Annotated in this window: 11 protein-coding genes; 8 read left to right on the forward strand and 3 right to left on the reverse strand. The window is 57.2% G+C overall.

What is annotated here, in order from left to right; all coding sequences use genetic code 11:
• Positions 1-214: 214 nt before the first annotated feature.
• The 4 genes from KORM41_RS14615 (at position 215) to KORM41_RS14630 (ending at position 5726) form a co-directional block, all read left to right on the forward strand.
• A complete protein-coding gene (locus KORM41_RS14615) occupies positions 215-1240 on the forward strand; it encodes a phytanoyl-CoA dioxygenase family protein (RefSeq protein ID WP_068149646.1) in 1026 nt (341 codons plus the stop codon).
• Between the two features lie 111 nt (positions 1241-1351).
• Positions 1352-2719 (forward strand): bifunctional UDP-N-acetylglucosamine diphosphorylase/glucosamine-1-phosphate N-acetyltransferase GlmU, encoded by a 1368-nt coding sequence (gene glmU, locus KORM41_RS14620; protein WP_068149650.1) that lies wholly within the window; start codon positions 1352-1354, stop codon positions 2717-2719.
• Positions 2720-2723: 4 nt separating this feature from the next.
• Positions 2724-4541 (forward strand): glutamine--fructose-6-phosphate transaminase (isomerizing), encoded by a 1818-nt coding sequence (gene glmS / locus KORM41_RS14625; RefSeq protein ID WP_068149653.1) that lies wholly within the window; start codon positions 2724-2726, stop codon positions 4539-4541.
• Positions 4542-4676: 135 nt separating this feature from the next.
• Positions 4677-5726 (forward strand): helix-turn-helix domain-containing protein, encoded by a 1050-nt coding sequence (locus KORM41_RS14630; protein WP_068149657.1) that lies wholly within the window; start codon positions 4677-4679, stop codon positions 5724-5726.
• A 284-nt stretch (positions 5727-6010) separates the two neighbouring features.
• Here KORM41_RS14630 and KORM41_RS14635 read toward each other — a convergent pair whose 3' ends face one another.
• Both KORM41_RS14635 and KORM41_RS14645 read right to left on the reverse strand, forming a co-directional pair.
• Positions 6011-7954, reverse strand: a complete 1944-nt coding sequence (locus KORM41_RS14635) for a calcium-binding protein (RefSeq protein WP_068149663.1) — start codon at positions 7952-7954, stop codon at positions 6011-6013.
• Between the two features lie 446 nt (positions 7955-8400).
• A complete protein-coding gene (locus KORM41_RS14645; protein ID WP_068149670.1) occupies positions 8401-8826 on the reverse strand; it encodes a hypothetical protein in 426 nt (141 codons plus the stop codon).
• 163 nt (positions 8827-8989) lie between these two features.
• Between KORM41_RS14645 and KORM41_RS14650 the strand changes: the two genes are divergently transcribed.
• From KORM41_RS14650 to galU, 4 genes are all read left to right on the forward strand, one after another.
• Entirely contained in the window at positions 8990-9796 is an 807-nt protein-coding gene (locus KORM41_RS14650) for a class I SAM-dependent methyltransferase (protein WP_068149673.1), read from the forward strand.
• An 18-nt stretch (positions 9797-9814) separates the two neighbouring features.
• Positions 9815-10423, forward strand: coding sequence for a 2OG-Fe(II) oxygenase (locus KORM41_RS14655; RefSeq protein WP_068149675.1), 609 nt, complete (start codon positions 9815-9817; stop codon positions 10421-10423).
• Between the two features lie 211 nt (positions 10424-10634).
• Positions 10635-11816 carry a hypothetical protein gene (locus KORM41_RS14660; protein WP_231727283.1) on the forward strand — a complete coding sequence of 394 codons (1182 nt, stop codon included), beginning with the start codon at positions 10635-10637 and terminating at the stop codon, positions 11814-11816.
• Positions 11817-11828: 12 nt separating this feature from the next.
• Positions 11829-12698 carry a UTP--glucose-1-phosphate uridylyltransferase GalU gene (galU, locus tag KORM41_RS14665; protein WP_068149680.1) on the forward strand — a complete coding sequence of 290 codons (870 nt, stop codon included), beginning with the start codon at positions 11829-11831 and terminating at the stop codon, positions 12696-12698.
• Between the two features lie 46 nt (positions 12699-12744).
• Here the strand turns inward: galU and KORM41_RS14670 are convergent, their stop codons facing one another.
• On the reverse strand, positions 12745-14178 hold the full coding sequence (locus KORM41_RS14670; RefSeq protein ID WP_231727284.1) for a mannose-1-phosphate guanylyltransferase/mannose-6-phosphate isomerase: 1434 nt from the start codon (positions 14176-14178) through the stop codon (positions 12745-12747).
• Between the last annotated feature and the right edge of the window lie 12 nt (positions 14179-14190).

The raw sequence follows: 14190 nt of genomic DNA on the forward strand, positions 1-14190 counted from the left end.
CTTTAAGGTCCTCTTTCTGTTAATAGTTCGCTCCGCCCGGTTCGGCAACTATTACCTGCAGCAGCAGCACCAAATACTAACCCATATTTCTTGTTGTTGTCACTTGAGCGTCCCCCATGCGGCAGCTTGCCGCAAGAAATGCTTTCATTTGATTACAAAGCCCCTAACCGATAAAGATAGCCTGCAGTCGGGCTTCAGGCATTCGGGGAAACACATGCGTCGCGCCTTCAAAATACATATGTGGCCTGTCTGGATTCTGGCCCTTGGGACCCAGGGCAAGTCCTTCAAGGCCAATCCGATCATCGGGTCCCCTATCCTGAACAGGCTTGGACTGCATATGATCAGGGTCCTGCTTGCGCGCGCGACAGCACACCTCCGTTGGATGATGCTTGCCCACAAAATGCCGAAAGCCCTGCGCCAGACCTTCCAGCGTGATGGCTTTTGCATGGTGCCTGACTTCCTGAACAAGGAAACGCTGGAGAATATCCGGGCGGAGGTAGCTGCATACGACGGTGAAGTGCGGCAGATGACACAGGGCAATACAGCCACGCAGCGCATCCTGCTGGATCACGCGGCGCTTGAAGGCCGCCCAGCGCTGAAGTCTGCGACTGAGAACAAGCGCTTCCTTGACCTTCTGGCCTATGGCGGCGCCACCGCCATTCGGCCGATGCTTTATATCCAGCGAATCCGCAACGGCTTCAGAAGCGGCAAGGCTGACCCCCAAAAAACGATGCATGCAGACACCTTCCACCCCACCATGAAAGCCTGGCTGTTCCTTGAGGACGTTGAGGTAGAAGACGGCCCCTTCACCTATGTTCGTGGGTCGAACCGGCTATCGTGGAAGCGCTTCAAATGGGAATACCGGCGGTCCTGCGTGGCAGCTAACATCGGGGATGGCTATTCCGAAAAAGGCTCATTCCGTGCCGGGCCCGAGGACCTGGAGGCCATGGGCCTGCCCGCACCAGAAGGCCTTACAGCCAAGGCAGGCACGCTCGTAATTGCCAACACCAACGGCTTCCACGGTCGCGGCCAGGCCAAGGACGGCGCCAACAGGATCGAGCTGTGGGCCTACAGCCGCCATAATCCGTTTTCCATCCTGCCCGGTTTCGGCCTCCGGTGGCGCATGCGGCTGGAGCACGCGATTTTGCACCGTTTCTGGCGCCACAAGGACAAGGTCGCAGCGTCGAAAAACAGCCGCGCCAGCTGGCACCTGATCAATGCGCATGACATGCTGGACTGATTACTGCCCCATTCCGATACACGAGTTTCAAAAAAAGGCCTGAATTCTGTTTAGAAATCAGGTATCTGCCGTTATGCTTCACGCAAACGGGCATCAGGGGGATGTTATTCTATGCCGCATAAAGACCTAGCTGTCGTAGTCCTGGCCGCCGGCAAGGGAACCCGCATGAAATCGGCGCTGCATAAAGTGCTGCACCCTGTTGGCGGGCGCCCCATGCTGCATCACCTGCTGGCAACCGTTGACGCGCTTCAGCCCAGCCGGAAAATCCTGGTGGTCGGTGCCGGGCGCGAACAGGTGGAAGCCGCTACAAGCGGCTGCGAGATTGTTACGCAGGCGGAACAACATGGCACAGGCCACGCCGTCATGGTTGCCCGCGATGCCCTTGAAGGCCACAGCGGAGACGTACTGGTGCTATATGGCGACGTACCTTTTGTTCCGCTGGAAGTAATGCATTCCATGATCGATGCCCGCACGCGCGACACCAATGCAGGCCTTGTTGTGTTGGGCTTCACACCGGAAGACCCGGGCCGCTACGGCCGTCTGGTACTGGATGACGGTGGCACGCTGGAGCGTATTGTCGAATATAAGGACGCCACAGAGGCCGAGCGCGCCATCACGCTTTGCAACAGCGGCATGATGCTGATTGACGGCAGCGCGCTTTTTGGCTGGCTGGACCAACTGTCGAACAACAATGCGGCGGGTGAATATTACCTGACTGACCTTGTAGCTGTTGCCCGCAAGGACGGGCGCACCATCGCCGTGACCCTGGCGGCCGAAGAAGACGTGCTTGGTGTCAACAGCCGCGCCGACCTGGCGCTGGCCGAAGCCTGCTTCCAAAGAGCCAAACGCGAAGAGGCCATGGCCGCAGGCGTGACCCTGATCGATCCCGCCACCACCTATTTCAGCTATGACACAGTAATCGGCCAGGATGTCACCATTGAGCCCGGCGTCTTCTTCGGCCCCGGCGTAACAGTGGAAAACGGCGCCACCATCAAGGCATACAGCCACCTGGAAGGCGCAACAGTGCGCAAGGGCGCAAGCGTTGGCCCGTTCGCGCGCCTCAGGACCGCCGCCGACATCGGCGAAGGTGCCAAGATCGGCAACTTCGTGGAGGTCAAGAAAGCCACACTGGACAAGGGCGTGAAAGTAAGCCACCTGAGCTATATTGGCGATGCCACCATCGGCGCTGACGCCAACATTGGCGCAGGCACCATCACCTGCAATTATGACGGCTTCCTCAAGTTCCAGACCATCATTGGTGCAGGCGCCTTTATCGGCTCGAACACCGCGCTTGTGGCACCCGTGACAGTGGGCGAAGGTGCCATGGTGGGCGCAGGCAGCGTGATCACCAAGGATGTGGATGACCACGCCCTCGCGGTTGGCCGCGGCAAACAGATGGGCAAGGCAGGCTTCGCCGCCAAGTTCCGGGAAGAACAGGCCGCCAAGAAAGCGGCTGAAAAGAACAAGAAAGGGTCCTGAGGAAATGTGCGGCATCGTTGGAATACTCGGGACATCTCCTGCCACCCCACGCATTCTTGAAAGCCTGGCCCGGCTTGAATACCGCGGGTATGACAGCGCCGGCATCGCCACCATTGAGGGGGGTAAATTGGACCGCCGCCGCGCGCCCGGCAAGCTGAGCGAGCTTAGGGCTGTGATCGAAGCCCAGCCGCTGTCTGGCAATAACGGCATTGGCCACACCCGCTGGGCAACTCACGGCGAACCCACTAAAGCCAACGCCCATCCGCATATGACCGACCAGGTCGCAATTGTGCATAACGGCATCATCGAAAATTTCCGCCCCCTGAAGGAAGAGCTGCTGGCGAAAGGCGTAACGTTTGAAGGTGAAACCGACACCGAGGTGGTGGCGCGCCTTTTGACCGCATATCTGAATGAGGGCATGGCCCCGCGCGATGCCTTCCAGAAAACCCTTGGCCGTCTTGTCGGTGCCTTTGCGCTATGCGTGCTAATAAAGGGCGAGGACGACCTGATGTTCGGTGCGCGCGAAGGCAGCCCGCTGGTGGTTGGTTTCGGCGAAGGCGAAAATTATCTGGGCTCAGACGCCATGGCGCTCGCGAGCCTCTCGAGCAAGCTGATTTACCTTGAGGAAGGCGACTGGGCTGAACTGACCCACGATAGCGTGCAAGTGTTTGACAAGGCAGGCAAAGCCGTCAAGCGCCCCACCACCATTAGTCAGGTGGCGGCCACCATGGTGGACAAAGGCAATCACCGCCACTTCATGCAGAAAGAGATTTTCGAGCAGCCGACGGTAGTGGCCCAGGCGCTTGGGCGCTATCTGGACCCAGTGGCTGGCAAGGTGCGCCTGCCCCACATGCCGTTTGAACTGGCGACGGTTCCTAAGGTGACGCTCGTAGCCTGCGGCACCAGCTATTACGCCGCCCTTGTGGCGCGCTACTGGATTGAAAAACTGGCCCGCGTGCCGGTTGAGGTGGATATCGCCAGTGAGTTCCGCTACCGCGAGCCTGTATACATGGATGGCGGCCTGGCCATCTTCATTTCCCAGTCGGGTGAAACGGCAGACACACTGGCGGCCCTGAGGCACGCAAAGGCGGCAGGCCAGCGCGTGGCAACTATCGTGAATGTGATGGGCTCTACTATGGCACGGGAAGCTGACGTGGTGCTGCCGATCCACGCGGGCGCAGAAATCGGCGTGGCCAGCACCAAGGCCTTCACCTGCCAACTGAGCGTGCTTGCGGCCCTGGCAGTAGACTTGGCCGCTGCCAAGGGGCAGATCGATGAAGCACAGGAAGCAGCCTTCGTTCAGGAGCTGGAAACCGCACCCAAGCTGATGGCGCAGGTACTGGCCAATGACGAAGCAATTGAGGAAATCGCCCGCGCGATCGCCCCTGCACGCGACGTCCTGTTCGTGGGCCGCGGCATCCATTTCCCCATCGCCATGGAAGGTGCGCTGAAGCTGAAGGAAATCAGCTATATCCACGCCGAAGGCTATGCCGCTGGTGAGCTAAAGCACGGCCCCATCGCGCTGATAGACGAAAATGTGCCCGTCATCGGCATCGCACCGAATGACGAGCTGATCGATAAGACAGTTTCAAACCTGCAGGAAATCATGGCCCGCCAGGGCAAGGTGATTCTGCTGTCGGACAATGCGGAAAGCGAGGCCGAAGGCATGTTCGCACGCCTTGAAATGCCATCCGCCGGCGAATTGGTAACACCGATCCTCTATGCAATCCCCGTCCAGCTACTGGCCTATTATGCCGCCGTTGAAAAGGGCACGGACGTGGACCAGCCGCGGAATCTGGCGAAATCAGTAACCGTGGAATGAACCCCCACATAAGATATCTGCTACTTGCAGGCCGAGAAGCCCCCAATAGGCCCGAGAGAAAGCGCGGGGCTTGGGCCTTGAGGCCGGGCCGATTTTCTGAAATGATGTGTACCTCAGTCTCGGGGGCGAGCGGCAATGGCCATGAAACAACCCGGCACAGCGCGTTGGCGTGATGCAAACGGCCGGACAACAGATGCTTTTAACTACGATAGCTTGACTGCCGCACCTGAGCGGATGACCGTCTTGAGCTTCGAAACCAGCGCCCTCGCGCAGAAAGAACAGTTCGACGGCTGGTATGATTTTCGCGGGCAGGTTGGGACGTTGACGCGCCCCGGCCCCTACGCAGCCTCATTTGAAGCGGGTATGGAGGAAGCTAAGACAAGCGTTTCCTCCCTGTCGCGCTGCTGGGTCAACAGCGAAGCCACTATCAACCGCAATGGCAAATTCATTGATCAACCCGGTTGCGATATCATGGCATTCCAGTTTCAGGTGCATGGCGGTGACGCGACGACCGAATATGCCCACGGCAAACTGATCCGGCCCGGCCAGATCCGCATCGTCGACCTTGCCCAACCGATGCATATCTCCAGCCAGGGGTTTGAGAACCTGACGCTTGCGATGCCCAAGTCGGTCATGCTTGAGCGCATGCCCATGCTGGCTGACATGCACGGCGATATATTAGAGGAAACACCGATGGTGTTCCTGGCATGGCGGTTCATGCGCATGGCGATGGACTCCTTGCACCAGCTAACTGTTGCGGAAGCCGAGGCGGTTAGCCACAGCGCGCTCGACCTTATGGAAACAGCGCTACTTGGCTACAGCGATTCCCGGCGGCTTGAGTCGGCAACCACAGACGCAGCCGTGTACAGTGCGGTCGAGCGATATATCAGCGAAAACCTTCATAACCCTGCCCTGTCGCCCGACATGATCGCCCATCATGTCGCAGTCTCCCGGCGTAAGCTTTACCGGGCTTGCAAACCTTACGGCACCCCCATGGAGTTGGTTAAGCGGGCGCGGCTGAATTGGGCGCTTGAACAGATTAAGCTTGGGCGCGTCCGGAATGTCACGCAACTGGCGTTTGACGCCGGCTTTGAAAGCCGCGAAACCTTCAGCCGCCAGTTCAAGCGCGCCTTCGGCTATTCCGCGCGGGAGTTTATGATGTCTGCCCAGACTGGTAGCACATAAGCCAGCTCAGGCCAAAGCGCGACTAGCTACAATCTGCTCACTCAACTCCTGCACTCAAGCCTGCCGCCAAATAGGCACGCAGCCTCATCTTTTCAGGCAGCGGCCACCGCCGTGAACAGTGGCGTCCTGATCGACCCCCGTGGGGCAGGCAGGCTGTTCCTTGAAGGGCTCAATACTGCCGACCTCACAGGCATGACCATCCTGCTTTAGGTGGCTGTTGACCCACATCGAAGCAGACGAACTGCAAACACCACCCGAATACAATACTTTATTGTCCAGCTACTTCATCCCAGGGTGACGGACGCCAAATCATCCAGTTGCAGGCCAATGATGAAGATGCTTTCGCCTTCGCCGAGGGTAATCAGCACGCCGTCCTGGCCATCAACTGACTGTTCCGCTGACGCGGCTTGCAGACCTGCCAGGTCGGTAATACCCGCAAAGCTCACCAACAACACATCGTCGCCCAGATCAAAATCGGTGATAGTGTCGTTGCCGGAAACAGCACCGAAGATGAAAACGTCAGCGCCACTGCCGCCTGTCAGCACATCATCGCCCGCACCGCCCCAAAGGGTATCCGCCCCGGAACCACCATCAAGCGTGTCGTTGCCTTCGCCGCCGTAGATCAGGTCTGCACCGCGGCCGCCCTCAATGCTATCGGCCTCTGTGCCACCGCCCAGCGTATCATTGCCCAACCCGCCATAAACAACATCGTCACCAGCACCCGCCCAAACAATGTTGCCGCTGACATCGCCATTTTCATTGGCTATGTTGGTGGCATAGATGCGGTCATCGCCCGCCCCACCAAGGATAAGGTCAGCGCCGTCGCCGCCCTCGATGGTGTCATTGCCAGCACCGCCGCTGACCGTGTCATCGCCCTGGCCGCCATCCACATAGTCATCGCCGCTGCCTGCCGCGACCGTGTCGTCATCCACGCCGAATTCAAGAGTGTCATTGCCGTCTGTAGCGGTCGTCGTATCCAGGCTTGAAGTCGGCTGTTCAGAGTGGTCCGGCGTGCTCGGCAATGAAAAAGAAAACGCCCGTGCTGCGATGCCTGAGCTGTCACCGTCAACCGCAGGATCGCTACTGACCCATGTAAACGCCACATCATCGCCACTTAGATAGGTAACTGCAGAATGGTTCTGGGCACTTGCGACACGCTCGTTGATCGTCGTCTCATCACCTACCTTATTGCCGTTCGCATCAAACAGCTGCGCGGCTATGCTGGTGCCATCACCGTCACCGCCTGCAGCATTCTGCGTCCAGGAGATAACGAACCCACCTTTTGAGACGGCAGTAACAGATGGCTGCGTCTGAACGCTGGACGTCAAGGTGTTGACTATAAACTCATCCCCCTTGGGGGTGCCTGAGGCGTCAAAAATACGGGCAGAAACAGCATTAAGGTCACCATCCGCATCTGTAGCGCCATTTCGCCATGTAATCACGAAGCCACCGTTCGTAAGCCCGGCAATATCCGGCTCATCCTGAGCGCCCTGGCTTACCGTATTGACGGTAAATTCGCCCCCCACCGGGTTACCTGAGGCGTCAAATATCTGGGCAGCAATACCCGAGCTGTCCCCATCCACATCAGGATCACCGCTTTCCCAGGCGATAACGAAACCACCACCGCTCAAGCCTGCAACGACGGCTTTCTCCTGCGTCCCTTCCGCTTCGGTATTGACAACGAATTCGCTGCCTACCTTGTTACCAGCGGCATCGAATATCTGGCCGGCTATACCGTAACCATCCCCATCCACATCAGGATCAGTGCTTTCCCAGGTAACGACAAAACCGCCACCTGCGAGACTGGTAACATCGGGCGTTAACTGAAAGCCCTCAACCTCGGTATTGACAGCAAATTCACCGCCTACCTTGTTGCCCGAAGCGTCAAATATCTGCCCAGAAACAGCGGCATTGTCCCCGTCCACATCCAGATCATTGGAGCCCCAGGTTACAATAAAGCCGCCCCCCGGCAGGCCCGTAACGGCTACATTGTCTTGATTGTCCTCAAACTCAGTGTTTACGGTAAACTCAGCGCCCACCGGGTTGCCATCGCTATCAAAAACTTGTCCTGCCAGGCCGTAACCATCACCGTCGTATGCTGCACTGAAGTTTGTCCAGACCACAACATAACCGCCGCCTTCAAGGCTGGCTATTTCCGGTCGAACCTGACCCACACTAGTATAAGTATTTGCGGTAAATTCGTTACCGTTTGCGGTTAAACCGGGCATGAATATTCGCTCCCCAATCTGTTAAATAGAAAGAAACTTAGCGCAAAACTGCGGGCCGTATGTGACGCTGAGTGCCAATCATGTGAGGCTGTGTGCTTATTTGCCATCCGCTGCTCACAGCGGTGGCCGCGCCACCTTCCAGGCGGGCGGTTACCGGATAGTCCTGAAAATGTGCCGCGGAAGTGTAGATGGTATATTCATCACCGTTTGCGGTTAAATTTGGCATGATCACTCGCCCCCTGACTGAATGGCGAATGCTCTTTTATCGCAAAAGCCAACAAAGTAAAACCGTCGCGGTACAATTTAATGAATGATCGGACATTTAATCTACAAAATGCTGCTATAGGCGGCATTAAGCCCTTTAGCCATCCGGCATGCCCGTAACAAGAAAGGCGGCCCCGGAGCTTCTTCCTGGCACCGCCTTTCATCAATTTTCTGTAGGGGTATTAGTTCCGCGGTGTGACCGTAATTGTAAGGTCCGTCGCGCGACCGCGCTCGATCTGGATCACAGCAACCCGCGTGGGCTTCTGGAATGTCAGCAGGATATCATCGTCCTGGATTTCACTGATCAGTCCCCATCCTTGGGTTGGCATGTTTTCCTTGTAAAACTGCATCACTTTGATCTGCTTGGCTTTTACCTGGGCAATGATCTTGCCAAAGGCGTTTGCCCCGTTCCCCAGAATAATGGAATCCTTGGCGTCCATCGCCGAACCCGCAGGCATCACGATATCGCCGATCATCTCGCCGCTCGGCAGTGTCATATCTTCAGCGACCTTGGGCACGCCATCGTCCATTGCGTTCGTTGCGGTGCCGCATGCACCAACACCGAGAATAAGAAAGGCCCCCAAGATGCCTGCCTTCAACTGTGCCATTTACGCCCTCCCTGGATATCTTATGCCCGGCCTGTGACCCGCCGGCGCGCTATACATACCTACTTGTAGTAAAGACTGCCGCCCAGACACAATGCTAAAATGAAAAGCCTGACCTGAATTTGCTGTGATATAAAGGAGGCGATTAAACGAATGGGGGATAAACATGGCAAGGGAAGGCATCGAGAAACCAACCGCAACGCCGGAATTCGGCAAAACCGCATCAGCCTATGCCGTGCACCGGTTGGGATTTCCTGTTTCCATGTATGACCGCTGGGCCTTACTCGGCCTACTGCCGGCCGGGAGCGGCAAGGCGCTCGACATGGGAACTGGGACCGGCACAATCGCACGCACCTTGGCCAGCATGGGCCATAAGGTAACCGCGACAGATATTGATGCGGAAATGCTGGAAACAGCCCGGAGCCTCGCAAGCAAACAGCAGTTGGAAATTAACTTTCTCCAGCGTCCGTCAGAGAATACGGGCCTTGATGGAAAGCAGTTCGATTTCATCACCGCCGGTCAGTGCTGGCATTGGTTTGACCGCAGGGCCGCCGCTCTTGAAGCGCACCGCCTTTTAAAGCCTAGTGGAATGATGATGATCTGCCATTTTGATTGGCTTCCACTTCCCGGAAACATTGTTGAAGGCACCGAAAAACTGATCCTGAATTATAACCCGGACTGGAAAGCCAGTGGCGGCACAGGTATTTACCCAGCTTGGTTCGGCGACCTCGCTGGCGGTGAATTCACGAACATCCAGTCGTTCAGCTATGACGAAGGCGCACCTTACAGTCAGGAAGCCTGGGTTGGCAGGATTGAGGCCAGCGCTGGGATCGCCATGTTGCCAGCGGAAAAGCGCGCCGCCTTCAAATTGGAACTGGCAGCCTACCTTAAGCAGACGTATGGTGGTGCCGCACTCATGGTCCCCCACCGGGTTTTCTGTGTTTGGGGGCACAAGAACCAAGCTGCGATTTAGGGAAAACAGGTTTGAATTATGAAACGCGCCATCATTGACCTGCATTTGGACCCGCGCGTCTACACCATTGCCGACTTTGTCAGTGATGCTGAATGTTCGCACCTGATTGCCCGCGCCAAAACCAAGACGATGGAGCGTGCCAAGGTCTCCGGCGGCACGGAGGGCGTACTCTCCAAAGGGCGGACCAACGATGTCTGTTGGGTGGACCATACGGCGGATATCGCCTGCAAACGGATTGCAGAAAGGGTCGCTGGACTTGTTGGCATGCCGCTTAATCATGCCGAACATTTCCAGATTATCCGCTACGGCGTGGGCGAGGAATATCGCCCCCACTTTGACGCGTTTGATCCGGAAACCGAGGCCGGGAAGCGAAACTGGGAAGGCGGCGGCCAACGGATCATCACCGTTCTTGGCTACCTTACCAATGTGAAGAAGGGCGGCCAGACCGAGTTCCCCAAACTGAAAATCAGCGTGCCGCCCGAGAAGGGCAAGCTGCTGGTCTTTCACAACTGCAATGCTGGCACCACCGTGCGCCATCCCTTGTCCCTTCATGCCGGCTGTCCGGTGGAGGAAGGCGAGAAATGGGCCTTCAATTTGTGGTTCCGCGCGGAGAAACGGCGAGACTGATAAGAAGAACTTCCGCCATGAAAACGAAATAATTGCGGCTATAATGCCGCGAAAGCCATTGCAATAATTGGCAGCGCTGTCATTTTAAGATCCAATTGGAAACAGCAGGTTGAAAAATATGTTCAGTTATTCTTTTGGAAGTGAAAGCCTCGCCAGTCAGCTTGAGGCTCTCGGCATTTCAGCATCATTTCAAAAAAACCTCGATAAAGCCGTGCGTTATGCGACAAAACTCAGCGCCGATGGCCTGCTGCCTTTTGCCCGCCAAGCGCATGACGGCCCGGATGCTGGCCCGATTGAGGCTGCTGCTGCACGCATCAAGGCAACTTGCGATGACCTGATTGTGCTCGGTACTGGCGGTTCCAGCCTTGGCGCACAGGCGGCCATCGCTATCGCGCGCTTCCATAAAGGCCCAGTGCGCATCCACACGCCCGACAGCCTCTGCCCGTTCGAGATGGATCTTTTGTTCAAGGAGCTGGACACAGCCCGCACCCACGTGCTGGCGATTTCAAAGTCAGGCACCACCGCTGAAACGCTGGCGCAACTTCTGGCCTGCCGCGCGTGGCTTGAAGCCGGGGACCACAGCGACAACCTTGGCGACCATTTCACCTTCATCACCGAACCGGGCGAACGCCCGTTGCGCACGTACGGCGAAAAGCTTGGGTCCCCGATCCTGGCCCATCCAACCGATGTGGGCGGCCGCTTCAGCGTACTCACCAACGTTGGTATGCTGCCCGTGGCGGTCTCCGGCCTGTCGGTCGAGGCCTTCCGCAAGGGTGCCGAAGCAGTGTGCGACCAGTTCAAGGCAGATCCGGCTTCCGCCACAGCCGTTGTGGGCGCCGCGCTCACGCACACGCTGGAGCAGGAAAAAGGCGTTACCCAGGTGCTGGTGATGCCCTATGCGGAAAGCTTGCGCGCCTTCACCCGCTGGCACGGCCAATTGTGGGCCGAAAGCCTGGGTAAGGACGGCCTTGGCACCACCCCAATTCGCGCCATCGGGCCGGTGGACCAGCACAGCCAGCTGCAACTGTTCCTTGATGGCCCAAATGACAAATTCTGTACTTTCATCACAGTGCCAAGCTATGGCAAAGGCCCACGCATCGATGCCGCAGAGGCGAAAGCTTACGGCCTCGACTATATGGCAAACCGCACCATCGGTGACACGGTAACGTGCCAAAGTCGTGCAACACAGGAAACGCTCAGGAAGAAAGACCGCACAGTCAGGGAAATCGTGATCGATTCCCTGTCAGAAGAAAATTTGGGTGGCCTTTTCGTTTCCTTCATGCTTGAAACGGTGGTGACGGCGCACCTGATGGGCGTAAATGCCTTTGATCAGCCAGCCGTTGAAGAAGGCAAGATTTTGACCAGGCAATATCTGTCGGAATTGCCTGAATAACGGGGGAAATTCATGAACAGGCCGATCAAGAAGATCGTTCTTCCAGTAGCGGGGCTAGGCACCCGTTTCCTGCCAGCGACCAAAGCAATTCCAAAGGAAATGCTGCCGGTGCTTGATAAGCCGCTGATCCAGTATGCGGTTGAAGAGGCCGTTGAAGCCGGGATCGAGGAGATCATCCTGGTCACGGGCCGCAACAAGCAGGTGATGGAAGACCATTTTGATCACGCCTATGAGCTTGAAAACATCCTGCAGGAAAAAGGCAAAGGCGCAGCTTTCGATGTTGCGCGCTCCATGCTTCAGGAAGAAGGCCGCATCGTATACGTGCGCCAGATGCGCCCGCTGGGGCTTGGACACGCCATCTGGTGCGCCCGCCACCTGGTGAACGGTCACCCGTTTGCCGTTGCCTTGCCGGATGATCTGATCAAAGGTAAACCCGGTGCGCTCAAGCAAATGGTCAACTCATACAATGAGCTTGGCGGCAACATGGTTGCTACCATGGATGTCGCGCGCGAAGACACGTCCAAATATGGTGTAATCACTCCGGGCTCCAGAGACGGCAAGCGCATCGAGGTCAAAGGCCTTGTGGAAAAGCCGCACCCGGCTGACGCCCCTTCCACGTCTGCTGTGGTGGGCCGCTATATCCTGCAGCCTGAGGTAATGGATATCCTCAGCGACACCAAAGCTGGGGCAGGCGGCGAGATCCAGCTCACGGACGCCATGGCGAAACTGATCGGCAAACAGCCGTTCCACGCATTGGAATTCGAAGGTCGCCGCTTTGATTGCGGCAGCAAGCTTGGCTGGCTTCAGGCGAACTTGGCGATGGCGGCGGAAGACCCGCACATGGCCGCAGGCGTCAAGGCTATGATCAGCTCGTTCAAATAAGCACTATAAACAGTGGAGCCGACCAATTAGGTCGGCTCCTTTCATTCTATTTCTCACCTTCTCGGTGGAAGTCGTCCTCCAGTCGGACTATGTCATCTTCGCCCAGATAAGAGCCCGACTGCACCTCAATAAGCCTGAGGGGGATCTTGCCTGGGTTCTCCAGCCGGTGCACGGCGCCAAGCGGCAGATAGATCGACTGGTTCTCACTCATCTGATGGGTTTCATCATCGCGGGTTACAATCGCTGTCCCCTCCACGATCACCCAATGTTCTGCCCTGTGATGGTGTTTCTGCAGGCTCAGGCGTTTGCCGGGGTAAACCTCAATCTCCTTGACCTGATACCGGTCCCCCATAGCGAGGGTCCTATAGTTCCCCCAGGGGCGATAGACGATCGAATGGAAATGCGCTTCCTCGCGCCCTTCAGCGTTCAACCGATCAACAATCTTTTTGACATCCTGGTCGCGGCTCTTGTCCGCCACCAGCACGGCGTCATCTGACGTGACAACAATCAAATCCTTCACCCCAAGGGTGGCCACAAGCATGCCATCGCCCTGGTGAATGAAGCTATTTGATGTATCTTCCATCATCACGTCGCCGTGCGCCACATTGCCGGAAGCATCCTTTTCTTGCACATCCGCGAGGGCCGTGAAGCTGCCCACATCCGACCAACCGAATTCCGCTGGCACAACGGCAGCCTTATCGGTGGGTTCCATAATGGCATAATCGATTGATTCTGCGGGCACGGCGGCAAAGTCCGCTTCTTCCATGCGCAGGAAATTCAGGTCTTTTCGGGCACCCAAAAGGGCCTTTTCGGTTGCGGTAAGCATGTCCGCCTGGTGACGCCGGAACTCTTCCAAAATCACATCCGCGCGAAATAGGAACATGCCGCTGTTCCAGCTGTAAGTCCCGGCTTCAAGGTACCCCTGGGCCGTAGCCGCGTCAGGCTTTTCCTTGAAGGCGTCAATATGAAACGCACCGTCGCAGCCCTCAAGCGCTTCGCCTGCAGCGATATAGCCGTAGCCGGTTTCCGGCCGTGTGGGCGTCATGCCGAAGCAGCACAACTGCCCAGCTACCGCAGCCTCCGCCGCCTTTTTGACAGCCTTGTGGAAACCCGGTGTATCCATAATCACATGGTCAGACGGCAGGAACAGAAGAAGCGCCTCAGGATCATCCTTCGCGGCCAGCAGCGCGGCGGCGGCGATCGCGGGCGCAGTGTTGCGCCCCAGTGGCTCCAGCAAAACCTGGGGCTCGCTGACACCCACTTTTTCGGCCTGTTCGTTCACAATGAAGCGGTGATGCTCGTTCGCGACCACGAGCGGTGCGTCGAAGCCATAATCCGCCCCTATCCGCTCAAGGGTTTGGGCAAACAGGCTCTTGCTCCCCAGAAGCGGTAAAAACTGCTTCGGATATTTTGACCGCGACAAGGGCCAAAGTCTGGACCCGGAACCACCGGAAAGAATGACGGGCTTGATCTTTTTCACGAAACCACCAAT

This window comes from Kordiimonas lipolytica, from assembly GCF_001550065.1.